The organism is Kribbella sp. NPDC054772, from assembly GCF_053611945.1.
On record NZ_JBSHBJ010000001.1, the window covers coordinates 162,845 to 187,541 of the forward strand.

22 protein-coding genes are annotated in these 24,697 nt (G+C 68.6%); 7 read left to right on the forward strand and 15 right to left on the reverse strand.

The window, feature by feature from the left end; all coding sequences use genetic code 11:
* The first annotated feature begins 245 nt into the window (after positions 1-245).
* A complete protein-coding gene (locus ACWGID_RS00855) occupies positions 246-1,262 on the forward strand; it encodes a LacI family DNA-binding transcriptional regulator (protein ID WP_452193136.1) in 1,017 nt (338 codons plus the stop codon).
* Positions 1,263-1,303: 41 nt separating this feature from the next.
* Here ACWGID_RS00855 and ACWGID_RS00860 read toward each other — a convergent pair whose 3' ends face one another.
* The 3 genes from ACWGID_RS00860 to ACWGID_RS00870 form a co-directional block, all read right to left on the reverse strand.
* A complete protein-coding gene (locus ACWGID_RS00860) occupies positions 1,304-3,391 on the reverse strand; it encodes a molybdopterin-dependent oxidoreductase (RefSeq protein ID WP_452193138.1) in 2,088 nt (695 codons plus the stop codon).
* Positions 3,392-3,426: 35 nt separating this feature from the next.
* Positions 3,427-3,939: an AAA family ATPase gene (locus tag ACWGID_RS00865; protein ID WP_452193140.1), complete on the reverse strand. Its 513-nt coding sequence runs from the start codon at positions 3,937-3,939 to the stop codon at positions 3,427-3,429.
* 71 nt (positions 3,940-4,010) lie between these two features.
* A complete protein-coding gene (locus ACWGID_RS00870) occupies positions 4,011-4,619 on the reverse strand; it encodes a TetR/AcrR family transcriptional regulator (protein WP_452193141.1) in 609 nt (202 codons plus the stop codon).
* 76 nt (positions 4,620-4,695) lie between these two features.
* Here ACWGID_RS00870 and ACWGID_RS00875 point away from each other — a divergent pair, with 76 nt between their 5' ends.
* Genes ACWGID_RS00875 through ACWGID_RS00885 form a run of 3 tightly spaced genes read left to right on the forward strand, consistent with a single transcriptional unit; the run spans position 4,696 to position 6,591 of the window.
* Complete coding sequence (locus tag ACWGID_RS00875; RefSeq protein WP_452193143.1) at positions 4,696-5,253, forward strand: 2TM domain-containing protein; 558 nt, start codon at positions 4,696-4,698, stop codon at positions 5,251-5,253.
* Positions 5,254-5,293: 40 nt separating this feature from the next.
* On the forward strand, positions 5,294-5,935 hold the full coding sequence (locus tag ACWGID_RS00880; RefSeq protein ID WP_452193144.1) for a Pr6Pr family membrane protein: 642 nt from the start codon (positions 5,294-5,296) through the stop codon (positions 5,933-5,935).
* 5 nt (positions 5,936-5,940) lie between these two features.
* Positions 5,941-6,591 (forward strand): class I SAM-dependent methyltransferase, encoded by a 651-nt coding sequence (locus ACWGID_RS00885; RefSeq protein ID WP_452193146.1) that lies wholly within the window; start codon positions 5,941-5,943, stop codon positions 6,589-6,591.
* 148 nt (positions 6,592-6,739) lie between these two features.
* On the opposite strand, the gene ACWGID_RS00890 is transcribed toward ACWGID_RS00885, so the two are convergent.
* On the reverse strand, positions 6,740-7,387 hold the full coding sequence (locus tag ACWGID_RS00890; protein WP_452193147.1) for a transglycosylase family protein: 648 nt from the start codon (positions 7,385-7,387) through the stop codon (positions 6,740-6,742).
* A gap of 281 nt (positions 7,388-7,668) precedes the next feature.
* On the reverse strand, positions 7,669-8,340 hold the full coding sequence (locus ACWGID_RS00895; RefSeq protein WP_452193148.1) for a DUF5946 family protein: 672 nt from the start codon (positions 8,338-8,340) through the stop codon (positions 7,669-7,671).
* Here ACWGID_RS00895 and ACWGID_RS00900 point away from each other — a divergent pair.
* Positions 8,309-8,908, forward strand: coding sequence for a response regulator transcription factor (locus ACWGID_RS00900; protein ID WP_452193149.1), 600 nt, complete (start codon positions 8,309-8,311; stop codon positions 8,906-8,908). The genes ACWGID_RS00895 and ACWGID_RS00900 overlap by 32 nt on opposite strands.
* On the opposite strand, the gene ACWGID_RS00905 is transcribed toward ACWGID_RS00900, so the two are convergent.
* The 10 genes from ACWGID_RS00905 to ACWGID_RS00950 form a co-directional block, all read right to left on the reverse strand.
* Positions 8,887-10,584, reverse strand: coding sequence for an ABC transporter ATP-binding protein (locus tag ACWGID_RS00905; protein ID WP_452193151.1), 1,698 nt, complete (start codon positions 10,582-10,584; stop codon positions 8,887-8,889). The two genes, ACWGID_RS00900 and ACWGID_RS00905, sit on opposite strands and share 22 nt — an antisense overlap.
* Positions 10,581-12,233, reverse strand: coding sequence for an ABC transporter ATP-binding protein (locus tag ACWGID_RS00910; protein ID WP_452193154.1), 1,653 nt, complete (start codon positions 12,231-12,233; stop codon positions 10,581-10,583). Before ACWGID_RS00910 ends, ACWGID_RS00905 begins: the two co-directional genes overlap by 4 nt.
* On the reverse strand, positions 12,230-14,062 hold the full coding sequence (locus ACWGID_RS00915; protein ID WP_452193156.1) for a prolyl oligopeptidase family serine peptidase: 1,833 nt from the start codon (positions 14,060-14,062) through the stop codon (positions 12,230-12,232). The genes ACWGID_RS00910 and ACWGID_RS00915 overlap by 4 nt, the downstream gene beginning before the upstream one ends.
* Positions 14,063-14,239: 177 nt before the next feature.
* On the reverse strand, positions 14,240-14,377 hold the full coding sequence (locus ACWGID_RS00920; RefSeq protein WP_130387812.1) for a SapB/AmfS family lanthipeptide: 138 nt from the start codon (positions 14,375-14,377) through the stop codon (positions 14,240-14,242).
* Positions 14,378-14,381: 4 nt separating this feature from the next.
* Positions 14,382-16,937, reverse strand: a complete 2,556-nt coding sequence (gene lanKC, locus ACWGID_RS00925; RefSeq protein ID WP_452193157.1) for a class III lanthionine synthetase LanKC — start codon at positions 16,935-16,937, stop codon at positions 14,382-14,384.
* A 624-nt stretch (positions 16,938-17,561) separates the two neighbouring features.
* Entirely contained in the window at positions 17,562-18,497 is a 936-nt protein-coding gene (locus ACWGID_RS00930) for a hypothetical protein (RefSeq protein WP_452193159.1), read from the reverse strand.
* Between the two features lie 43 nt (positions 18,498-18,540).
* Positions 18,541-19,629: an ABC transporter ATP-binding protein gene (locus tag ACWGID_RS00935; protein ID WP_452193161.1), complete on the reverse strand. Its 1,089-nt coding sequence runs from the start codon at positions 19,627-19,629 to the stop codon at positions 18,541-18,543.
* Positions 19,626-20,432 carry a molybdate ABC transporter permease subunit gene (gene modB, locus ACWGID_RS00940; protein WP_452193163.1) on the reverse strand — a complete coding sequence of 269 codons (807 nt, stop codon included), beginning with the start codon at positions 20,430-20,432 and terminating at the stop codon, positions 19,626-19,628. Before modB ends, ACWGID_RS00935 begins: the two co-directional genes overlap by 4 nt.
* Complete coding sequence (modA, locus tag ACWGID_RS00945) at positions 20,429-21,223, reverse strand: molybdate ABC transporter substrate-binding protein (RefSeq protein WP_452193165.1); 795 nt, start codon at positions 21,221-21,223, stop codon at positions 20,429-20,431. Before modA ends, modB begins: the two co-directional genes overlap by 4 nt.
* Positions 21,223-21,618, reverse strand: a complete 396-nt coding sequence (locus tag ACWGID_RS00950) for a TOBE domain-containing protein (protein ID WP_452193167.1) — start codon at positions 21,616-21,618, stop codon at positions 21,223-21,225. The genes modA and ACWGID_RS00950 overlap by 1 nt, the downstream gene beginning before the upstream one ends.
* A 99-nt stretch (positions 21,619-21,717) precedes the next feature.
* On the opposite strand from ACWGID_RS00950, the gene ACWGID_RS00955 reads away from it, so the two are divergent.
* Together ACWGID_RS00955 and ACWGID_RS00960 are read left to right on the forward strand one after the other, a co-directional pair.
* Entirely contained in the window at positions 21,718-23,640 is a 1,923-nt protein-coding gene (locus ACWGID_RS00955) for an acyl-CoA dehydrogenase family protein (RefSeq protein ID WP_452193169.1), read from the forward strand.
* Positions 23,633-24,256, forward strand: coding sequence for a hypothetical protein (locus ACWGID_RS00960; protein WP_452193171.1), 624 nt, complete (start codon positions 23,633-23,635; stop codon positions 24,254-24,256). Before ACWGID_RS00955 ends, ACWGID_RS00960 begins: the two co-directional genes overlap by 8 nt.
* The last annotated feature ends 441 nt before the right edge of the window (positions 24,257-24,697 follow it).

The following is a 24,697-nucleotide window of genomic DNA, read 5'->3' on the forward strand; positions in this document are numbered from 1 at the left end:
GTATCCCACCGGGCCCCGGCGGCACCACCCTCCGCCCAACGACTGGGCGGTCACCTGAGAGACCGCCCGGGCTTTGTGACAATGCCGCCCCTCCCGTGACCGATCGCCGGAATCCGGCCCTGTCGCTGCATTCAAACGGTCACTTTGGGTCGGGTGTTGATGACACAGAGTTGAAGGCGGGGGCACACTGAAAGTGACCGGACCGTCCGTCAACGGTTCGGGCACTCGTGAGGAGGGGTTTCGTCGTGTCTCGAGTGACCATCAAGGAGATCGCCCGGCGCTGTGGGGTCTCCCAAGGAGCCGTGTCCTACGCGCTCAACAATCGGCCCGGGGTGTCGGAAGCCACCCGCGCTCGCGTACTGCGAGTCGCCGCCGAACTGGAATGGATGCCGAACCGGGCCGCCCGCCAACTGTCCGCGGCCCGCAGCGAGACGTTCGGGCTCGTGCTGGCCCGGACCGCACAGACGCTGATCGAGGAGCCGTACTTCATGGGCTTCGTCGGCGGGGTGGAGTCCGTGCTTGCGGAGAAGTCGTACGCGCTCGCACTACAGGTCGTCGCGGACCTCGACGAGGAGCTGGCGACGTACCGGAAGTGGGCGGCCGAGCGGCGGGTCGACGGTGTGATCGTCGTCGACCTCCGGGTCGCCGATCCCCGCATCCCGGTACTGCGGAAGCTCGGGCTGCCGGCCGTTCTCGTCGGCGACCCGGCGCTGGCCGACGGTATGCCGTGCGTCTGGACCGACGGCACGTCCGCGATGAACACCGCTCTGGACCATGTCGCGTCGCTGGGACACCGGTCGATCGCACGGATCGCCGGGCCGCCCGACTTCGGCGACGTCTTCATCCGCGACCAGGCCTTCGACCTCGCCGCCGCCCGCCTGGCGCTGTCCACCATCACCTGCCATACCGACTACTCGGCCGCCCAGGGCGCTGCCGCGACCCATGAGGTCCTGGCTGCCGAGCCTCGGCCGACCGCGATCCTCTACGACAACGACCTGATGGCGGTGGCCGGCCTGGCCGTCATCCAGGCCCTGGATCTCCACGTTCCTGATGACATCACGCTCGTCGCCTGGGACGACTCGACGCTCTGCCGGATCACCCACCCGACCCTGACGGCGCTCAGCCACAACGTCGTCGGGTACGGCGCCGAGGTGACCCACCACCTGCTCGACCTGCTTTCGGGTGCCGAGCCTCAGCCCCGTCTCTACTCCACGCCGCTCCTGATCGTCCGCGAGAGCTCGGCCCGCCCCGCTTTCCAATAGTTGGCCGCCCGCGCCCGAGTGCCTGCTCGGGCGCGGCTGGCTCACGTCGCGGTGACTGTGACGGGGACTCCGTTGACGACCGCGGTGCCGGAGACCGGGTCGGTGAGTGCGGTGTCGGTGATGTCGTTGGCGCTCGGACCCGGGACCTGGTTGGCGACGGTGAGCCGCGAGCCGGGGCGGTTGTGGCCGAAGCCGTGCGGCAGGCTGACCACGCCGGGCATGATGTCGTTGCTGGAAGCAACTTCTACGGCGATGGAGCCGGCCGCCGAGGTGACGGTGACGAGCTGGCCGTCGGTGAGTTCGCGGTCGGCGAGGTCGGCTGGATGCATCAGCAGGTGATGGCGCGGCTTGCCCTTCACCAGCCGGGCGGAGTTGTGCATCCACGAGTTGTTGTTGCGCAGATGCCGCCGGCCGATCAGCAGCAGTTCGTCGGCGGACAGCGCCGCCAGCGAATCCAGACGCGGCAGATCGTTCAGGATCATCCGCTGCGCCAGATCGATCCGCTTCGACTTGTGGTGCAAGGCAGCAGGCAACGCGGGCTGCAGCGGCCCGAGATCCACTCCACCTGGCGATCGTCGTACCTTCCCGAGCGACAACCGGTAGGGGCCGATCCGCAAGCCCAGATCCACGATCCGCCGCGGCGACATCCGCAGCCGCGCCATCACCTCGACGCGGCGCCGGCTCCACGGAGTACGGCGTACCAGGGCCAGGCCGAGGTCGCGGAAGATCTCCCAGTCGTGCCGCGCGGAATCGGGTTTCGGCAGTACGGCGTCGTTCCAGCGCGCCGTGTTCCGCACTGCCAGCTGGTGGAAGATCACGTCGTAGTGATCGCGCTCGAGGGGCGGCGCCGGCGGCAGGATGACGTCGGCGTGCCGGGTCGTCTCGTTGATGTACGGATCGATCGCGACCATGAACTCGAGTGTTCCGAGGGCGGCGTCGAGTTTCCGTCCGTTCGGCGTCGACAGCACCGGGTTTCCGGCGACCGTGACCATCGCCCGGATCTGGCCCTCACCCGGCGTCAGGATCTCCTCGGCCATCGTCGAGACCGGCAGCTCACCGCCGAACTCCGGCAGTCCGCGGACCCGGCTCGTCCAGACCCCGAGATGCCCGCGGCCGAGCCCGAGCAAGGCGTTCACGGCCGGCCGCGGAAACATCGTTCCGCCCGGCCGGTCCAGGTTTCCGGTGATGATGTTCAGGACCTGGATCGCCCACTGGCAGATCGCCCCGAACTGCTGCGTCGACACCCCGACACGCCCGTAACAGGCCGCCCGGTCCGCCGCGGCGAAATCCCGGGCCACCTGCCGGATCTCGGCGGCGGAAATTCCGGTGATTTCCGCGGCACGTTCCGGCGTCCATCCCTCGACCGCCGCCTCCACTTCCGCGAGCCCGTCGACGTACGCCGCCGGCCGGGCCGCCCCGTCCTCGATCACCTGATGAATCAGGGCGAGCAGAAACGCCGCGTCCGTTCCGGGCCGGATGAAGTGATGGGTGTCGGAAACCGCTGCGGTTTCGGTCCGTCGCGGATCGATCACGACCAGTTTTCCGCCGCGTTTCCGCAACTCCTTGAGCCGCCGTCCGAAACCGGGTGCCGTCATCATGCTCCCGTTCGACGCCAGCGGGTTCGCCCCGAGCATCAGCAGGTACGACGTCCGGTCGATGTCCGGCACCGCCACCATCAGCTGGTGCCCGTACAGCAGGTACGACGCCAGCATGTGCGGCAACTGGTCGATCGACGTCGCGCTGAACCGGTTCCGGGTCCGCAGCTGCTTCACCATCGTCGGCATATGCGTGAGCGCGCCGAGACTGTGCACGTTCGGGTTTCCGAGGTAGACCCCGACGGAGTTCCGCCCGTGCTCGCGCTGGATCTCGGTGAGCTTGCCGACGACGAGTTCGTACGCTTCGTCCCACCCGATCGACTGCCAGCCGTCCGAGGTACGGCGTACCGGTGTGGTCAACCGGTCGGGGTCCTCCTGGAGGTCGCGGAGGGCGACCGCCTTCGGGCAGATGTGACCGCGCGAGAGCGGGTCCGACTCGTCACCGCGGATGTCGGTGACCCGGCCGTCCTCGACGGTCACGAGCACTCCGCAGATCGCCTCACACAGATTGCAGGACGTGCGCCGCACTGTCATCTGGTCAAACTACCCTCGGGTAGCCAACCGCGTCATCAGTCGAAGCGTGCCTCGTCGAGGCGGCCGAGGATCGCGTCGACGGTCTCTCCGACGCTGAGGTCGGAGTTGTCCAGCCACAGCCCGCGCCGTGGGCTGAACGCGTGCAGTTCGTAGTCGAGCTCGTCGACCAGATGCCGGGCGCCGCCGATCCGGCTGGAGATCACGTCGGGCCGCGGGGTCAGGACGACGAGGTAGCGCGGCCGGGACTCGATGCCGTCCAGGAACTCGCGCAGCAGTTCACCGATCACCACGTCCTGCAGTACGACGGTGAATCCCGCGCTCGCGTACTCGTCCGCGGCCTTGCAAGCGAGCCGATAGCGCAGCTGCAGTTGGCGTTGTGCCTCGAGTACGTCGTCGGCCATCGAGGCCTGGCCGCTGACGATCATTCGCCGGAAAACGTCCCCCCGAAGATGCACGCCGTACTGGAACCTCTCGGCGAGCATCTGGGACACCGACGACTTCCCCGCCGCCATGATTCCACTGACGACGATCACCCCCTCGGACTCCATGCGGTGATCGTGCCACGCGGTGCGCGGTTTTAGTCCGGCGTCGGCGATTCTTGTCCGAAAACCCCGATTTCTCAGGGGTTTCCGGCGGTCAGCGTGTCCAGATGATGGCGCAGCAGTTGCCGGATCCGCGGCGCCGTACTGCGGTCCGGCTGGATCGCGGCGTGCAGTGCGAGACCGTCGATCAGGGCATGCAGGCTTTCGGTCTCGCGCCGCAGGTCGAGGCCGTCGCGTAGTGCGCCGGCCTCGGCGAGCGAGTGCAGCAGCGACTCGCACAGGTGCCGCAGTCCGTTGTGCACGGTGTCGACGTGTTCCTGCAGCGTTCCGGCGCCGGTCTCGGCCCGTGCCTGCGCCATGAATGCCAGCCAGACGTCGAACTCCGCGCGCCGCTCGGCGTCCAGCGGGAGCGCTTCCTCGAGGTAGCGCAGTGCGATCGTGGTCGCGCTGCCCTTGGGCTCGATCGCGCTGACCCGATCGCTGACTCGGCGCGAGACCAGGTCCATCGCGAAGCTGAGCAGACCGTCCTGGTCCGGGAAGTAGTAGCGGACCGCGCCCGCCGACCAGCCGGCCTCGGCGGCGATCGTGCGGACGGAGGCGGCCCGGATCCCGTCCCGGCGGACCACCCGCCACAGCGCTTCGGCGATCTCCTCGCGGCGGGCGGCGTGGTCGACGATCTTCGGCATGTGGTCCTTTTTAGCACAGATGTGTTAGTCTCGTTTCACAACACGGTCGTGTTGAAAAACTCGGGAGGGGAACACCGTGCTGCTCGCTGTGATCGCCGGGTGTGAGATCGGCTTCTGGGTCCTGCTCGCCGCCGGCCTCGTGACGCGCTACCTGCTCCGGCTGCCGAAGGTCGGCCTGGTGCTGCTGGCCGCGGTGCCACTGGTCGACGTCGTGATGCTGGTCGCGAGCGTCCTGGACATCCACCGCGGAGCGGAGCCCGCGTTCAAGCACTCACTGGCCGCGATCTTCATCGGGGTCAGCGTCGGGTTCGGGCACCAGACGCTGAAGTGGGCCGACGCTTGGGCCGCGCACTTCATGGCCGGTGCGCCGCGGCCGCCGAAGCCGCCGAAGAAGGGCCCGGAGCGCGCCCGCCGCGAGCGCGCCGGCTGGTTCCGCCACCTGTTCGCGTACATCGTCGGCGTCGGCATCATGATCGCTCTCGGCCTGCTGTCCGGCCGTGGGTACGACGCCGTACTGGCGCCCGCGTGGACCTGGACGATCGTGCTGGTGATCGACGCGGTCGTGTCGTTCAGCTACTCGTTCGACCGGGCCGAGCCTTCGGGCCAGGCGCCGCGCGAGAAGGAGTCCGTGTAACGTCCGCGGTTCGCGCGGTCACTCGTCGTACATTTCCAGCATGACGACGGTTGGGCGGGTCTGGGCGGCGGTCACCGGGCTGATCGTGGTGGCCGGGATCGTCATCCAGTTGCTGGTGACGGGCGGCGGGCACGAAGGGTTCTTCCCGGACAATCCGGAGCGGGTCCTGAACGTGTTCGCGTACTTCACGATCCAGTCGAACCTGCTGCTCGGCGGGACCGCGCTCGTCCTCGCGGCACAGCCCGACCGGCCGGCGAGCAAGCTCTTCAAGACGCTCCGGCTGAACGGCGTGCTCTGCATCGCGGTCACCGGGATCGTCTACCACGCCGTCCTCGCGGGGCTGGGGGAGCTGCAGGGATGGGCGGAAGTGGCGAACTTCCTGCTGCACACCGCGGCTCCGGTCGCGGGCGTCGTCGGCTGGTTGTTGTTCGGGCCGCGCGGGCTCACCGACTGGTCGATCGTCCGGTGGTCGATCGTGTATCCGCTGCTGTGGCTGGTGTTCACGCTGATCCGCGGCGAGTTCGTCGGGTTCTATCCGTACCCGTTCGTGGACGTCGACGAGCACGGGTACGGACGGGTGCTGCTGAACTGTCTGGTGGTGGCGGTACTGTTCCTGGCTCTGGCGGCCGGTGCGACAACTCTGGACCGCCGCCTGCGCCGGAAGACAACCGTCGAAAGGTAAGACCAGTGCTGGTGACCTCGCGCTCGTACGAGGAGTACGAAGCGATGTTCGACCTGAAGGAACTCCCGGACTCGGTGCTCGACTGCTGCGCCGGGGGTGCCGGCTTCACGGCCGAGGCCGCGGCCCGTGGCGTCGACGCGATCGCCGCCGACCCGGCGTACGAGCTGGAGACGCCTGAGCTCGTGGACACCGTCCGGCGCAGCCTGCCGGCGACGTCCGAGATCATCGGCGAGCACGAGGCGAGCTTCGTCTGGCACTGGTACGGCTCGCCGGAACGCAAGGACCAGTACCGGATCGAGGCGGCCGACCGGTTCCTGCAGGACGTGATGGAAGCACCCGAGCGGTACGTCGCCGCGGGGCTGCCCGAGCTGCCGTTCGGCGACCGTCGTTTCGAGCTGGTGCTCTGCTCGCACCTGCTGTTCACGTGGGCCGACAAGTACGACCGGGGATGGCACGAGGCCGCTTTGCGGGAGCTGATCCGGGTCAGCAACGCGGAGGTGCGGATCTTCCCGTTGGTGCAGCAAGGGGCGGGTGCGTCGATCCCGTGGATGCACGAGCTGCTGGACTCGCTCGAGGGTGTCAGTTACGAGATCCGCAAGGTGCCCTACGAGTTCCAGGTCGGGGCCAACGAGATGCTGGTCCTCACCCGCCGCTGACCGCTTGGTGCTTCCCGCTCAGCGCGCTCACGGATGAGTTGCGCACCAACCCGCCACGATGAGCGGGAAGCGGTCCGGAGTGCCGGGCAGTGATGGGAGGACGGTCACCACCACCCGCCCGGCAGTGTCGGGGTCAGCGGCCCCGAAATCAGCGCAGGTACTTGCCGCAGACCGGCCACGGGGAGGCGCCGCGCTGCGAGTAGAGCTTCTTCGCGCGCATCAGCTGCTCGCCGGCCGACGCGTTGGTCGGGTTGCCGGAGCCACCGACGCTGCGCCAGGTCTGCAGGTCGAACTGGAACAGTCCGTAGTAGCCGCCGCCGTTGACCGCGCGCGGGTTGCCGCTGGACTCGCAGTTCGCGACCTTGGCCCAGGCGCCGCTCAGGTTGGCCTTGCCGCTGCTCGCCTTCGGGCGGCTGGTGTCCCGGCTGGACCGGTTGTCGCGGTGGACCTTCGAGGACTTCTTCTTGACCTCGGACTTCCGCGGCTGCGCCTGGTCCTGCTCGGCGACCCTCGGGGCGGCGGCGGACTTCTTCACGCCGTCCAGCGTTAGGCTCTGGCCGATCAGGATGAGGTTCGGGTCCTTCAGGTTGTTGATCCGGGCCAGCTCGTGCCAGTCGGCACCGTTGGCCGCCGCGATCTGCGACAGGGTGTCGCCGGACTTGACCGTGTAGTCGGACGACGCGAACGCGGCTCCGGCTCCAGCGGCGGTGATGCCGGCTCCCAGACCGGCGATCGAGAGGGTTCGGGCCACCCGGCGAGTGCTTCGCCGGGCGCGCGCATGTCGAGCCTTGGACATCAGAAAAGCGCTCCTTGTGAGCTTGGGCATGGTGGAACTATCACCAGGCCCCCCGTGCAGGGGAGGGAGGGGGCAATCGGACAGGTCACAGGGCGGCGTCCGAATGGTCACGCCCCGGTAACGACGCGACCTGAGTCATCCTCTGTGAGGTTCGCCGGAAACGCAACCCCAGATCGTGATCTGCCCCGAACTTTTTCCGGCCGCTAACCTTCCGAAACCCCAACAACAGAACGGTTTCCGGCCTCGACACGCCGATCGTCCGGAGGGTGGAACTGATCGGTTTAACGGGTCCGGAAAAAGCGTTCCGGAACCAGTTGCACGGTCAGTTCCCGAATCGTCGCGCGGTCGTCCTCGGGCCACGCCTCCCAGACCTGGCGGGCCCACCTGAGCAGGGTCGACTCAACCTCGTCGACGCCTCCGGCAACGAGCACGTCGTACGCCGTGAGCTCGCCGGCCCGGGCGGGCGGGACGAGTAGCGGCCAGTCGTCGTAGGAGTTGGCCATGATGCCGTGTGCGGTCCGGACGTCGAGGTTGCCGGAGCCGCGTTCGAGGAACATGTAGAGCCCGTTCAGCGCGAACACCGGGCCGATCCGTGGGCCGTCGGGGTTGACGTGCTGCGCGCCGTACGCATCGATGCGGAGCTGATGCAGGTGGCCGAGCCGGGCCGCGTTCCGCACCTCGAACCCGAGCAGCTCACCGGCCACCTCCGCACATTCCCTCGAGGCGTTGTACTTCGACGTGCCCGGCCACCGCGAACTCGGCAGAACCGCGGCGCAACCGGGGCAAGTTGTCGTGTCAGGCGTGTCATCCGGTGAGTTCACTCGTTGATCGAAGCACGGGCACCGTCGTCCGGCAGCTGCTTTCCGCTGGGGGCGTGGGTGAACGGCGGATGAGGCAACGAATGTGATGGGGGCAGGAGCGGTGATCCGAGTGGCTCTCGGCCATCGCGGCACATTGGTGCGTGGTGCACTGGCCGCGGTGCTGGCAAGGGAGAACGACCTGGACGTGGTGGCCGAGGTGGACCGCGCGGAGGAGGTGCTCCAGGTGGCCGGACGGCGCCCGGACGTCTTCCTGCTCGACCCGCAGCTGCCCGGCCGGATCCGGATCGATGAGCTCTGCCGGAAACTGGTCGGTCGCGGCGTGCTGGTGCTGATCGACCACGAGGCGATTGCGGCCACCAGCCTGGCGCTGGTGAAACAGGCGCCGCGGATCGGCCTGATCGCGAGCGATGCGACCACTGACCAACTGGTGCAGGCGGTGCGCGACGTGGCGAAGGGCCTGCCGGTGGTCGACGTACGGCTGGCGGTGGCCGCGTTGAAGGCCGGTGACAACCCGCTGACCGACCGCGAGTGCGAGGTACTGCGTCAGGTCACCACCGGCGCGACGGCGCAGGAGATCGCGCGGACCCTCAGCCTGAGCGCGGGGACTGTTCGCAACTACCTGTCCCGCATTCTCGCCAAGACCGGTTCCCGCAGCCGGATCGAGGCGATCCGCAAGGCTCAGGACGCGGGCTGGATCTGACCGGTCCGGCTTTGGTTGGGTGTCCAGCTGCCGTGGAGATCGCGGTACATCCGGGACGTGCGCATCAGGCCGGCGTGGGTGCCCAGGGTCGCTTTGTTGCCGTCGAGCACGAGAATGCGGCGCGCCCGCAGCGCCGAGCTGATCCGGTGGGCGATCACGACGAGAGTCCCGTGGCGTTGGGCGAACGCTTCCTCGGCCCGACGTTCGGCCTCCGGGTCGAGGAAACAGGTCGCTTCGTCGAGGACCACGAGCGGCGCGGGCGACAGGTAGGCGCGGACCAGCGCGAGCAACTGCTTCTCGCCTGCGGACAGCTGCGCCGGCTTCACCTCGGCGTGCAGTCCGCCGATCCGGTCGACCAGTGCTCCGGCACCGATCGCCCGTACTGCTTCGGAAATCTGATCATCCGTTGCGCTGGGCAACAAGTAGTTCAGGTTGTCCCGCACGGTGCCGCTGAAGACGTAGGCCTCTTGCGGGATCAGCACCCGGGTCCGCGCGAGCAGTCCCGTGGCGAACTCCGTCGGTGGCGCACCGCCGAGCAGCACTCGGCCGCCGGTCGGCGCGAGCATCCCGCAGACCAGCCCGGCCAGCGTCGACTTGCCGATACCGCTCGGCCCGACAACGGCGAGGTGTTCGCCTTCGGGGATGCTCAGCTCGAGGCTGTCCAGCACCGGCTCGGCCTTGGGGCCGTAGGCAAACGTCAGGTGGTTCAGCCGGACCTGGTAGCCGTTCACCGCGTCGACCGGCCTGGGCTGTGCTGCCGCAGTGGACGTGTCGAGGATCCGGCCGAGGGTGATGACGTACCGGAGGCCACTGTCGCCGAGCGCGTTCATGACGGTGTTCAGCGCCGGTTGTAAACCGATCAAGACATACGTGAGTCCGCCCAGCAGCGTGCCGGTGCTCACGCCACGCCCGACCAGCCACGGTCCGGTCGCGAGCAGGATCAGCAACGGCAGCCAGCCGCCCACCGCGAAGCACAGGGTCCGCAGCGCCGACACCTTCGCGAGCGCGCGCTCCGCCGCCGCATGCGCCGCGATCGGTTCGCCGACGAGCCACTCGGCGTACTCCTCGGTCCCGGTCGCGGTGATGTCGCGCACGCCGCCGAACACCATGCCCGCCGATGCCGCGAGCGCCTCGTCCGCCGTCAGTGACGCCCGCACCCGATCCGCGGCCATCCCGAGCACCGCCAGCGACAACGCGAACCCGACCAGGAACGGTGGTACGACGAACGCGGCGACGAGCGGAGCGAGCGACAGCAACCCGGCCAGTACGCCGAACAGCGTGACCGCGAAACTCCGCAGTACCAGGACCAGTCCGGCGAAGGTGTCGCGAACAATCTCCACCTGCCGGTTCAGTCGCGCGACGGCGCTGTCGTCGCCGGACCGGAGCGCGCCGCCGACGACCCGGCGTACCAGATCGTCGCGGAGCGGCTCGACCAGATCACCGAGCCGGCCGTAGACCTGCCGTGCTCCCGTGGCACCCAAGCCCGCGGTCGCCACCAAGCCACCCAGCCACGCGATCCCTTGCCACGCGTGCCCGCCGAGAAAGCTGTCCGTCGCCCGCGCCACCGCGATCCCGTAGACCGCCGTCGGCAGGATCTCCGGAATCGACCACCCGATCAGCCCGACCGTGGCCCGCTTCCGCAACGCGACAGCACCGAACGACAACTCGCGCTTCATCCGAAGACGGCTCTATAGGACGGGTTGTGCCAGAGGTCGGCGTGGGGGGCGATGGCGCGGACCTGGCCCTGGTCGAGCCAGATGACCAGGTCGGCGCGGGCCGCGGTGGCGGGGCGGTGGGTGACGATCAGGCGCGTGCGGTGGTGCCGGTCCTCGGTGAGGGTGCGGCTGATCTGGCGTTCGGTGGCGGTGTCGAGGCTCGACGTGGCATCGTCGAGGACCAGCAGCCGACGGGCCGACCAGGCGCGGGCGAGGCCGAGGCGTTGCCGTTCGCCGCCGGACATCGGTGCCTTGCGCAACGAAGTGAAGTAGCCGTCGGGAAGGCGGCTGACGAAGTCGTGCGCGTGCGTGGCGCGCGCCGCGGCGAGCGTGCGGATCGGGCTGACCGCGTGCGGGTCGAGGGACTCACCAACAGTCCGGCCGACCAGCTGCGGACGCTCGAACGCGCACCCGACCGCGCTCCGCAGCGCACGCCGGCTGACAGCCTGCAGCGGTACGCCGTCCAGCGAGACCTGCCCCGTCGACGGGTCCCGCAAGCGGGCCGCGACCGCCGCGAACACGGACTTGCCGGCGCCGCTCGGGCCGACGACCGCGATCGTGCGGCCACCTGGCAGGTCGAGATTCACGTTGTGCAGCAGGACATTCCCGTCCGCGACGACGCTGACGTTGTCGAACGTCAGCTGCCCCGGCCCGGCCGGCAACGGCAGCGTGCCGTGCGCGACCGTCTCGATCGAGATCACCTCGGCGGATCGCTTCACGCCGGCCTTGGCGCGGGCGATCTCACCCAGGACACCGGTCAGGTTGCCGAGACCGGCCCCGAGGACGGCGTACTGCGAGGCGGCGAACAGCTCGCCGGCGGTGATCCGGCCGGCGACGAGTTGCAGTCCACCGACCGCGAGGACGGCGACCAGGACGAGCGGGCCGACGACCGCGGCCTGCGCGCCGGAACGGGCCAGGATGCGCCACGTGACGACGCCGTGCCGGTGCAGTTCCGGGAGCAGGCTGAGGATGCGGGTCTCTTCGCGGTCCGTCGTACCGGCGGAGGTGATGGTGCGGATTCCGGTGAGGGACTCCGACAGCAGGGCGGCGATGCGGCCCTGGGTCTCCTGGTAAGCCAGGCTGACGTCGGCGGTTCGTTTCGCGAACGTCCACAGCACCAGGATCACGAGGACGACGCCGCCGAAGAAGGCCGCGGCGAGCCACGCGTCGATGACCGCGAGCAGAACGAGACTTCCGAGCGGCGGCGCGATCGCGGCGATCGCCGTCACCGCGGCCGGACCGGCCTGGGCAGCGTCGGTGGCGTTCGCTGAGACGCGCGTGACCAGGTCGCCGGTCTCGAAGTCACGCGTCCCGTCGGGACCGCCGCGGACGACGTGCCGGACCAGGCGACGCCGAAGCCAAGCTGTCGTTTCGGCGACGCACGCCGCGCCTGCGAACGCGTCGACGATGCTCGCCGCGATCCCGAGACCGATCAGCGTGGCGGCGGTGATCAACCAGCGGGTGTAGCCGTCGCCGGCAACGATCGCGTCGACCGAGCGGCCGAGAACGGTCGGCAGCGCAAGCGTCACCCCGCTGCCGATCAGCGCGTTCACGCCGATCAACGGCAGCCAGCCCCGGCCGCGCTTCGCCACCTCTCCAAAGGTGATCATCGGTCCAGGCCCGTCTGATCGGCGAGGAACGCCAGCATGTCGGCGGCCAGCGCGATGCCGCCCGTCGCGTGACCGGCGTCCGGCTCGTGCCTGAGCAGCACCGGTCGCGCGCTCGCCGTCGCGTGCTGCAACGCCGCGCACAGTTTCCGCGTGTGCAGCGGATCCACCCGGGTGTCGTTCCCGAACGCGGTCAGCAGCACGGCCGGGTACTTCACGCCATCGGCGACGCGGTGGTACGGCGAGTAGGAGAGCAGTGCGCGGAAGTCGTCGGCGTCCTTCACCGTCCCGTACTCCGCGGTCCAGCGCTCGCCTAGACCCGAGAGTTCGTAGCGGATCATGTCGGTCAACGGCGCCGAGCAGACCGCGGCGGCGAACAACTCGGGTCGCTGGGTGAGCGCGGCAGCGGTCAGCAGCCCGCCGTTCGACTCGCCGCAGATCGCGAGCTGGTCCGGCGTCGTCCAGCCTTCGGAGGTGAGGTGCTCCGCGGCCGCGATGAAATCGTCGAACGTGTTCTGCTTGGCGTGGCGGACGGCTGCCTTGTGCGAGGTCGCGCCTCGGTCGCCGTCGCCCCGGACCGTCGCGGTCACGAACGAGCCACCCGCTTCGACCCAGGCCAGCGCGAAGGCGGAGTACGTCGGAGTGAGCGATTGCCCGAATCCGCCGTACCCGTAGAGGATCGTGGGGCGTGGGCCTGGTGTGCCGATCACGCGGAGCTCGACGCCGGAGCTGGTGTGCAACGTGTGTGTTTCGAGGTCCGGGCGGGTCTGCGGCCGGTCGCCGTAGCGGTAGACCGTCGGCGGCGTGATCGCGTCGGTGTACGTGTACCAGGCTTGGTTGCCGTGGGCAGTGAGTGAGCCGACGGACCCGCCGGCGAGGTCGAGAGTGTCGAGGAGCCGGCCGGTCTCGCGGTCGTGCTCGGTGATCTTGTCGGCAGTACTCACCAGGACGCTGTCGTCGAGGATCGCGAGGCCGGTGAGAGGTGCGTCCGGCCGGATGTAGTCGCGCCAGACGGTCGGCTCGGTCGGGTCGCCTACGCAGATTCGGCCGGTGGGTGCGTCCTGCGTCGTGACGACGTACAGCCGGCAGTCGGGGCCGACGGACATGATCGTGGTCGCGTCTTGCGGGAGGTGGGTCAGCGGGGCATCCGTCGACAGGTCCGCGAGCCAGACGTCGGTCGGCGTACAGATCGTCAGCCAGTGGCCGCTGATCTCCAGCCCGTACGACGCTTCGTCGGCGAGGATCGTGGTGTCGTCCGGATCGCCCAGCGTATGACGGCGTACCCGGCGGAATCGGACGTAGTAGAAGGCGGTGCCATCCGGGAGCCAGGCGACGGGCGAGTAGCGGCAGCCGTCGAGTGGGCCGTCGATCAGCTGCCCGGTCGCGATGTCGAGGACCGAGAGCGTGGACTGCTCGTCGCCGCCGCGGGAGAGCTGGAACGCGACCTTCGTGCCGTCCGGTGACGGTTGCCAGGCGTCGAGCGTGGTCACACCGGTCGGATCGAGCTGCTTCGGGTCGATCAGCGGCGTCTCGTCGACGAACAGTACGGCGTACTGCCGGTCGGCCTCGCGGCGCAGGGTGAAGCAGCGGTCGCCGCGCCAGACGGGCGGGGACACGCTGCTGACCTCGGACAACTGGCGCACGCGGTGCTTCCAGCGGAAGCGTGTCGTCAGCGAGCCGGCGTACGTCAGCCACAGATCGTCCTGGTCCCGCAGCCAGCGCTGCGTGACCGGGTTTTCGGCGTCCTCGAGCCCGCGATACGGGTCGGCGACGGTACAACCGTGCACCTGCTCCACGAGCGTCAGACGCTCGGCGCATGGATAAGACTGCACGGAAAGATCACCTCACTCTCCTTCTGTCCCACCCACACAACGAGCGCGGCGCCGCCGGGCTACCCGCCGGCGACCGAGGCGAGTCGGTCACCGGCGTGAAACAGGTCGGCCCTGGGCGGGTATGCCGCCCACCCAGGGCCTCTACCTGGCATAACAGGTGATGTCACAACTGCCGCATCAGTGGCAGAGCAGCAGGCTCAGGTTGCTCGGGGTCTGCGAAGCGCAGCCCAGCACGGTCAGCGTGGAGCCGCCGTGGTGGTGGCCGCCGTGGCCGTAACCCGGGGTCTCGAGACCCTGAAGGTCGAGAAGTGCCATGTGTTTACACCTCCTTCGATGTCGTTCGTCGGGACAGGGACTCGGACCACTGGGGAGGTCCGAGGAACGGGAGGGTCGCCGGCGCGTCGTGCAACGCCGTACCCAGAGCCAGCAGGACGCCGGCTGATCCGGTCGCCAGGTCCATCGAGAGCCGGAGCAGCTGGTTGCCGGGGAACGCGAGGCCGCCTTCGAACGGCATCGCGTGCCAGCCGAGGCCGTGGATCAGCTCGTCGACCTCATCGCCGAGTGCGGCTGCCGTGAGGAGCAGACCGGCGCGACCCATGAACAGCCCGGGCTGGACGTAGTAGGAGCAGTGCGTGACCCGCATCAGCTCTTGGAGCGTGACGGCGAGCTCTTCGGACGGACGGTGGCGCAGGTACCGCTCCAGGACCAACGCGATGCCGGCCGAGCCTTCTTCGAGGTACGGCAGCGTTCGCCAGCCCTGGTTGATCTGGCGCATCCCGTCCTCGGTGAGCACGGTCCGCTTCAGATCCTGCCGGATCGCGATCTCCGCGAGGTCGAGCAGACCGGTGTCACCGAGCTGCTCGAAGGCGTTGAGGAACAGCAGCGCGGGTCCGGACGATCCGTACATCAGACCGGCCCGCGGGTACTGCCCGCCACTGATCTCCGGTACGTCGGCGTGCAGGCGATCCGCGACGAGATCGAGGACCCGGACCGCGCGCGCTCGCAGCGTCGACTCGGTGTCGAAGTGCAGGAGGTTCAGGCCGATGCCCGCGAGACCGGAGTGCAGACCGAGCTCGCGGGAGCTCCAGTCGTCGGCCAGCGTGCGGTCGATCAGGTCGAGTGCGTCCTGCCGGTAGCCGAGTTCGTCGAGGACATGCGCGACACCGTGCAGACCGTCGTACAGACCCGGTCCGGCGGGGGCGTCGACGGCCCGCTTGCGCAGCCAATCGTCGTACTCCGGGAATCGTCCGGCGCCCGTCTTGGCCAGCGCGTAGAGGACACCGGCCGCACCGGTCGCGAGATCGAGTCCGCCGCCGTCGCGGAACTGCGCGATGTCGCCGGGGAACAGGCGGTCGGTGCGTTCCGGAGTCGCGCTGGCGACGATCGCCGTGGCGAGCGCCGCGCGGACCTCGGTCCAGTCTGCCTTGCCGGGGAGCGGCAGGTCGTGGAGGTCGTTGGTCGCGGCGGCGCCGACGATCGTGGTGACGGCCTCGTCGAGCTCGGCGCGCGGGACCGGGAAGGTCTCGGCGATCATGTCGGCGAGCTGGAACGCCTTACCGGGATGGAGATTCAGCAAGATCGTCGCCTGCGGCGCATAAACGCTCAAGGCGATACAAGCGAGTGCGTACCGGTCGACGTCGATGCCCTGCCGGTCCGGCGGAGCGGCGTACCCCGGATGCGCGAGGGTCGAACGGGCCTGGTCCTCGGCCTTCGTCGCGACCTCGAAGTCGATCAGGGTCAGCTTGCCGTTCACATCGAGCAACAGGTTGTCCGGATGCAGGTCGCAGAACACCACGCCGCGCTCGTGCAACTGCCCGACCGCCGCGCCGACCTTGGCCACCATCGCGGTCGCCCATTCCGCGTACGCCGCCTTGTCGGCCTCGGTCGCGTCCGGGTGCGTCAGCGGATAACGCCGTACCAGCTCGCGTTGCAGGGACACCGAGTCGATGTGTTCCTGAACGAGGAAATGGTGGTCACCGAGCTGCAGGTAGTCGTGCGTCCTCGGTACGGCGTCGAGTCCGTCGAGCTGCTCGAGGATGTCGCGCTCGTGAGCGATCCGCGTCACCGCGTCCCGGCCGGCCATGTCGAGACCGGCGTACGGGCGTCCCTCCTTGAGGACCACGCGGTCGCCGGACTCGGTGTGGTGACCGAGGTACACGCCGCCGCCGTTGGAGAACTGGATGACGCCGTCGATCGTGTACGCGAGGTCGTTCGTGGTGACCGCGTTGCGGGCGTCGAGATGCGGCTGGAGGAACTTGGGGAGCTCGACCCATGGCGGTGTGACGAAGGTCGGTCCGCGGTGGTCGGGGACCAGGGTGCCGTGCGGGCCCTCGAGGGCGAGGACACGCTCGCCGGCCTGGTTGAGGCAGTACCTGCTGACGAAGGCGCCGTACCTGGTGAAGAGCGGGCCGTCCGCGTAGCGCAGGTCGCTGAGGATGTACGGGCCCTCGACGCTGTGGAGGATCTCGTTGAGCTCCTTGAGGACGAGCTCGAGCTGGGCGTCGTCCGTCGGGTAGATCGTCACCAGCTTGCCGCTCGACCCACGGGGAGCGGCCTTCGAGTTGACCATCACCAGGACGGCCTCGTTGCGCAGGAACTTGAAGGCGATACCGCGTGGGACGCAGTACTCCCAGACCGCCTCGAGGGTGCGCTCGACATCTTGCAGGCGGGCGGACACGTGGATCTTCCAGCCCTGCTTGGCGAGCTCCAGGTCCTCGGGCGCGTAGTGCATCCACTGCTCGCCCGGCACGTGCTGCCAGTGCTCCGGCACCGGTCGCTGCGTGATCGCGAAGTCCGGGTGCTGAGCGCCGCGGTTGGCCGGCGTCTCGTAGAACCGCCGATCCGCAAGGCAGTAGAACTCGTAACTCTCGTGCATGACTGTCCGACCCCCCTTTCGTGGTGCCCAGCCACATCTTGGGCGGCACCCGAGGGACCGGCGTAGTGCACGATGTCATCACTCTCGTGTGAAGAACACATGCACTACGAGTGAGTAGCTAAACACTCTTCGTTACCGCACCGCGCATTCTGAGCGTGATTCCCCCCGTTACAACATGTCAATCCGTCCCGAACCCATCACAACCCGTAACCCCACCCGAGGTGCGTCGTACCGCGATCCTCCCCGCGCACGCGTATGCGGCCGCTTCCTTCGTCGCGCCGCTCCTCAGCGCGCCCGCTCCGCGAGCTCCCACCCGCCCTGTAGCGACTGCTCAGCCGGTGACCCTCATCGATCGGGCTGTGTTGACGGGCAACTGTGGTTCCCACGCGCGTTACGCAGCGCTTCCGTCGTCGCGGCGCTCCTCAGCGCACCCGCTCAGCGTGCTCCCGCCCCGCTCCGGGATGGGTTGTACCTCGTCCGTGCCCGGGCCACCTTGAGCCCCCACCAACCACTTCACCCCGTCCCAAACGGTTGGCGCGAACCCAAAGACAGCCGCCGGCGATCTGCGAGCTCCCGCTCGCGGGCGACTGCGACGCAGCTGCGCGACGCCCTCGTGTCGATGGCTTACATCGATTGCCCGGAAGCCCGGCGTGGGGTCGGGCGAGTAGCGCGGTGTGCCGCGCCGTCGGTTGCTTGGGTCGCTTGTGTCTGGGTGTCCTGTGCCGCGGGCAGGACGGCGGCCGGATCGGATTGCTCGAGTTTGGTGGACAAATCGCCGATCGAGGTCTCGGTCACCCTGAAGAGGTACTGGAACTGGTTGGTCTGCTTGGCCGGCGAGCCGTCGATCATTTCTTCGTGCAGATGCCGTGCCAGGTCGGCTGTGCGGTCTTCGGTCGACCGGTCCCTGTCCGGTTCGCCAATGATCCGGACAGGCTCCGGCACCCTCGACTCGGGGTCGGCGACAGACTTCGCCTCCGAAGTGACCTTCTCGAAACCGGCGCGCAGGCCGGCGAGGTCGTCCACGCGGCTCTGGAGAGCGGTCTGCAGCCGATCGAACTGCGGGCGCAGGGCTTCGTTGGCCGTGCCGGCGGCGTCGCTGAGCGTCTCTCGGGCACTCCGTAGCTGCTCCTCCAGCGGCTTGAACGCCTGTGCGGCCCCTTCCATCCGCTCTCCCCAGTCGCCGACGGTCTCGCGGAGGTGCTGCGTTGCCCGCTCGCCGGCTACGTGCGTGCCCGCCACGATCTCGGCACGAGTGGTAGCCACTGCCTCGTGGAGCTCTTCCTCGGTGGGCGCCTGCGTTCCGATCTCGGTCAAGCCACCGCGCACAGAGGCGACGGTGTCTCGGGCGGTGTCGATCGCCTTGACGAGTGCTTGCTTGTCCCGCGCGGCCTGCTCCGCGGCGGCTGACTTCGCCGCGGCCTCCTTCTCAGGCTCGGCCTGAGGCTGCTGTGTCGTCGTCTGTTCCAGGTCCGCGATCGGAGCGCGCCGCGGAGGACTACCCACACCGCTCATTGCGACCCTCATGACACGCCCGAGTTCAACATCGTCTTCCTGCGCCACGTGTACACCCACTCGGTAGTGATGGGATGGTCAGTCCCGAACCCTAGGTGGACGAAGGGGCCACGCCTGGCGATACCGGATAGGTGTGGACCTCGGTGGCTTTGAGGGTGGCGTGGAGGTGTTGGGCGGGGGAGAGGTGGAGGTCGGCGACGGCCGCTGGGGTGATGTCGGCCAGTAGGTCGGCGGGGCCGGTGGGGGAGGCGTCCAGGCGGACTCTGACCGTGTGGGCGTGCTGTTCGATGCCGGTGACAACCGCCGGCCAGGTGTTGCGCGGGCTGCCGGATGGGAGGTCGGGATACAAGCTGACCGCGGTGGGCGGGAACGCGACGTGGACGCCACCAATCGCCGGTTCGGCCAAGGTGATCTTGCTGCCGTCGTTCAGTACGACTGTGGTGCCGGACGCCGTGCCTCGGTAGAGGTTCAGACCGACCAGCTGGGCCACGTAGTCGGTGCGTGGCCGGCGGGCCACCTCGGTTGGTTTGCCTTCCTGCACCACCTTGCCGTTCTCGATGATGACCAGACGGTCGGCCAGGACCATCGCGTCCAGCGGGTCGTGGGTGACCAACAGAGTGTGGCCTTCGAAGCGGTCCAGGTGCTGGCCCAGTTCGGCGCGGACGTGCAGCGTCGTACTGGCGTCCAACGCGGCCAATGGCTCGTCCAGCAACAGGAGGTCGGGCTCGGTGGCCAGAGCTCTCGCCAGTGCGACGCGTTGGGCTTGACCGCCGGACAGTGCGCGGGGCCGTGAGCGCGCGTATTCGGACAGGCCGACGATCTCGAGCCAGCGGGCGGCTTCGCGGCGTGCTGTGGGTTTGTCGACGCCCCGAGCGCGGAGACCGAACGCCACGTTCTCCAAGCAGCTCAGGTGGTTGAACAGCAGGTAGTCCTGGAAGACCACGCCGATCGGCCGCTGGTCAGGGGTGCTGAATGTACGTGGTGGTTCGTCCCAGACGGTGGAGTCCAGTGCGATGCGTCCGCCGTCCAACGCGAGCAGTCCGGCGATCGCACGGAGCGCAGTGGTCTTGCCAGCACCATTAGGGCCCAGAAGGGCTACTACCTCACCCGGCTCGACAGTCAGGTCCAGCGACAGGTCGAAGGAGCCCCGGCTCACGCGAAGGTCGGCGTACAGAGTCATCGGAGCCCACTGATCCAGCGCTCGCGGAGAGACGCCAGTACGACGACGGACACGAACAGGAGCACCAGACTCAGTACGACGGCCACGTCGGGATCGGTCTCCAACGCCAGATAGACAGCCAGCGGCATAGTCGTCGTACGGCCCGGGAAGTTGCCGGCGAACGTGATGGTGGCGCCGAACTCGCCCAGTGCGCGTGCCCAGCACAGCACCGTCCCGGCCACGATGCCCGGTGCGATCGACGGGAGCGTTACGCGCCGGAACGTCATCCACCGACCCGCACCGAGTGTTGCGGCCGCCTCCTCGTACCGCGGGTCGGCCGCGCGCAATGCACCCTCCACCGAGATCACCAGGAACGGCATGGCCACAAAGGCCTCCGCCACGATCACTCCGGCGGTTGTGAACGGCAGCGAGATCCCGAACCACGTGTCGAGGTGCTGACCGATCAGACCGCGTCGCCCGAGCACCAGGAGCAGCGCCACGCCACCCACCACCGGCGGCAGCACCAGCGGCACCGTTACGAACGCTCGGATGACACTCCGCCCCGGCAGGCCGCCACGAGCGAGCAACCAGGCCAGTGGGACGCCCAGCACCAGACAGACCGCAGTAGCAGCGGTCGCGCACACCAGAGACAGCCTCAGCGCCTGCCAGACGTCAGCACTGAACAGTCGAGAAGGCAAGGTCGACCACGGAGCCTTCGCGAGCAGACCGACGACTGGGACGAGCAGAAACGCCAGACCGAGTAGTGCAGGCAGCAGGAGTACGAGAGGCAGTCGCCCGCTCGTACTCCTGCCACGACGACTCACGGTGCGGTGAATCCAGCTGCGGTGAGGACGGTCTTGCCCTTGTCGGACAGGACGTAGTCGACGAACGCCTTGGCGCCGTCAGCGTTCGGAGCCTTGGTCAGCGTGGCGATCGGGTACTCGTTGACCGCCTCCTTCGCCTCGGGGAACTCGATGCCCTCGACCTTGTCCTTCGCGGACAGTACGTCGGTCTTGTACACCAGCGCCGCGTCGACCTCACCCAGGCTGACCTTGGTGAGCGCCGCCTTCACGTCCTGCTCGAGGCTGTCCGGCTTGGCGGTGATCCCGGCCGCCTTGAAGACCTTCTCGGCCGCCGCGCCACACGGCACCTGCGGCGCGCAGATCGCGATCTTCTTGCTCTCGTCGGCGAAGTCCTTGATGCCGGTGATCTTGCCCGGGTTGCCCTTCGGTACGGCGATCTCCAGCGTGTTCGTCACGAACGTCGTCGGCGTGTTCTTGTCCTTCACGTCGTCCATGTTCTTCGGCGCCGCGGAGGCGAACACGTCGGCGGGCGCACCCTCGTTGATCTGCTTCGCGAGCGCCGAACTGCCGGCGAAGTTGAAGGTCACCTTCACGCCGGGGTGCGCGGCCTCGAAGTCCTTGCCCAGCTGGGTGAACGTGCCGGTCAGCGACGCGGCGGCGAACACCTGGACCTGGCCCGACAAGGTCGGCGTACCCGAGCTGCTCGGGGAGGACGACGACCCGGCCGGGGAGTCGCTGCCACACCCCGCCAGGGCGAGCGCTGCGACGGCGGCGAGGGCGGCGAGGGCGGCGAACGCGGCACGGCGGAACATCAGGCCTCCGGGATTTCGACGACGACATGGGTGGACTTGATCGACGCGACGGCCACCACACCGGGCTCCAGCCCGAGCTCGTCGGCGGCCTCGCGACTCATCAGCGACACGACGCGGAACGGCCCGGCCTGCATCTCGACCTGGGCCATCACACCGTCCTTGAGGACGCGGGTGACGATCCCGCGCATCCGGTTGCGCGCCGACGCGGCCGTGGTGGCGCCAGGCTCCGGCGAGTCCGCCAGCTCCTGGGCGAACGCGGCGAGCGCTCCCCCGTCGACGGCCATCCGGCCGCCCTCCTGTTTGGACTGCAGCCGGCCCTGGTCGATCCAGCGACGCACCGTGTCGTCACTGACCCCGAGGAGCGCGGCCGCCTCACTGACCCGCAAGTTCGGCACGGTAGACAGCATACTTCCGCAGATACGGATTCATGCCAGCTTTTCCACAGTCACGAAGAGGTGACGGAAAGTGCCCACGAATCCTCGTAAGTTAAGGGTATGAGCACATCGGGGATGCGGGACTACCTGGACGGGCCGCACAAGGCGGCGCGGGATGTCGTGCGGGCCGAGTTGGCCGCGCACGCCGAGATGGCCGACCTGGCGGTGCGGCTGCCGCGGGACGAGTATCGGGACAAGGTGCTCGAGCTGCTGCTGGAATCGGCGGCGGACGGGCTGCCCGCCCGTGGGTACCCGAAGGAGTATGGCGGCGCGGCGGACCTCGGTGGGTTCATCGCGGGGTTCGAGACGCTCGCCTTCGGTGACCTGTCGCTGATGGTCAAGGCGGGTGTGCAGTTCGGGCTGTTCGCGGGTGCGATCCAGCATCTCGGGACCGAGCAGCACCACGAGCGGTACCTCGCGGACGCGGTCAGCGGGCGGCTGCTCGGGTGCTTCGCGATGACCGAGACCGGCCACGGGTCGAATGTGCAGGCCCTCGGCACCACGGCGACGTACGACGCCTCGACGGACGAGTTCGTCGTCCACACACCGACCGAGGCGGCGCGGAAGGACTACATCGGCAACGCGGCGCGCCATGGGCGGATGGCAGCCGTGTTCGCGCAACTGGTCGTCCGTGGCGAGACCCACGGCGTGCACTGCCTGCTGGTGCCGATCCGCGACGACGACGGTGCGGCGCTGCCGGGCGTCACGCTGACCGATTGCGGGCCGAAGCTCGGGCTCAACGGTGTCGACAACGGTCGCATCGTGTTCGACCAGGTCCGAGTGCCCCGCGCCGCTCTGCTCGACAGATACGCGCAGGTCGATGCTGACGGCAACTACACGAGTCCGATCGAGAACCCGGACCGGCGCTTCTTCACCATGCTCGGGACGCTCGTCCAGGGACGGGTCTCGGTCGGCGGCGCGGCGATCAACGCCAGCAAGGTCGCCCTGACGATCGCGATCAGGTACGCCGCTCAGCGCCGCCAGTTCGGCGCCCCGGGGAGTGCTGACGAGGCACTGCTCCTCGACTACCGGATGCATCAGCGACGACTGCTGCCGCTGCTCGCCCGGACCTATGCGCTGCACTTCGCGCAGGCGGAGCTGGTCGAGGAGTTCGCCCGGGTGTTCACCGACGACCGCGACGAACACGACCGCCGCGCACTGGAGGCGCAGGCCGCCGGGACGAAGGCGCTCGGCACCTGGCATGCGACCGAGACGATCCAGACCTGCCGCGAGGCGTGCGGCGGCGCCGGCTACCTCGCGGAGAACCGGCTGGCGACGCTGAAGGCCGACACCGACGTGTTCACCACGTTCGAGGGCGACAACACGGTCCTCCTGCAGCTCGTCGCGAAGGGTCTGCTCACCGACTACCGCGAGTCGTTCGGCAAGCTGGACCCACTCGGTACGGCGCGGTTCGTCACAGCGCAGGCGGTGGAGATCGCGGTCGAGAAGGCGGCACTGCGTCCGTTGATCGAGCGGCTGCGCGACGCCGTACCGAATCGGAGTGAGACGGCGGATCCGGATGCGGGGTTGCGGGACGACGACTACCACTCGGGGCTGCTCCGGTTCCGGGAGGAGCACATGTTGTCCGGGGTGGCGCGGCGGTTGAAGGGCGGCGTCGATGCGGGCGACGAGCCGTTCGACGTGTTCAACCGGTGCCAGGACCACGTGATCGCGGCTGGGCGGGCGCATGTCGACCGGGTCGTCCTGGAGGCGTTCCAGTCCGCTGTGCGGAACGCGCCGGCTGACATCCGGCCGCTGTTGCAGGACGTGTACGACCTGCACGCGCTGGTGACGATCGAGTCGGAACGCGCGTGGTACCTCGAGCACGGGCGGCTGTCGCCGGGCCGGTCGAAGGCGATCACGGCGCTGGTCAACGAGATGTGCGCGACCGTCCGGCCGGCGGCGTTGGAGCTCGTCGACGCATTCGGCGTACCGGGCGCGGCAGTGGAGGTGCCGATGGTTGTACCGTCGCAGCATGAGTGAGCCGATCGAACCCGCGTCGGCCGCCGAGGCCGCCCGTGAACTTGCCCGGGTGTTGCTGGAGCAGGCCGACGCTCTGGACCTGCACGACTTGCGGGCCACCGGCGCGATCGAGAACGTCCGGGTCCAGTCCCGGGCGCTCGCGGACGCCGTCCACGAACGGGGGTGGGGTGACATCTTCCTCGGGATCGACTCGTACGACCCCGACGAACTGGACGACCTGCCGCTCGGGCCGGACGACTTCGACGATCCCGCGGACTATCGGGAGATCGTCGAGAGTGGCCTGGACGACCTCGAGGAGCTCGAGGAGCCGCTGCTGCCGGAGAACGGGGTCCGGCTCAGCTACCAGGCGCGTTACGACTACGTGGTGACCGACCCGGAAGCCTTCGTGCGGTACGTGCGGAGTCGGGCCGACGAGGCCCAGAACGACGACGTGGTCGACGACATCGAGGACGCGCAGTCCGCGTTCGAGCTGCTGTGCTACCTCGACGGACTGGGCTCGAAGGAGTACGAGTCGTTCGGGCTGGTCCCGGGCGGTGGCGAGGAATCCCACAAGGTCGTCAAGTTCTCGCTGTGGGACCTGGACCCGACTCGCCGCGACGACACCTACCCGTACTGACAGCGAGCCCCCCACAAACGAGCACCCGGCAACGAGAGCTTCCTCGCTGTACTGGTCCCCAGCAGCACCAGTACAGCGAGGAAGACTCCAAGAGAAACGCCGACCGTGCCGGGCGTTGGTCGCCACCTCACTGGCGACCAACACCCCACCGACACGGCCGGCGTCCTGCTGTTGCCCCGAGAGGGCATGGCCCGAAGGAGGGTGGCCCGAGTCTCATTCCGCGGCCGGCAGGGGAGGTACAGTCCGGTCGCGGACGGGAATCCCTGGAACCACCTGGACCCAGTGCCGGCGACCCGTCCGTCGCCGACAACTGAACGTTGTCACGCAGGCCTACTGGCCGGGAACTCCCGGGATCAAACATTTGCATTGCCTTTGAAGTAGGCAACGCTGAGTAAAAGGTCCTTCACTTTCCGTAGAGACGTTGCCTGCTGCAACAACTAC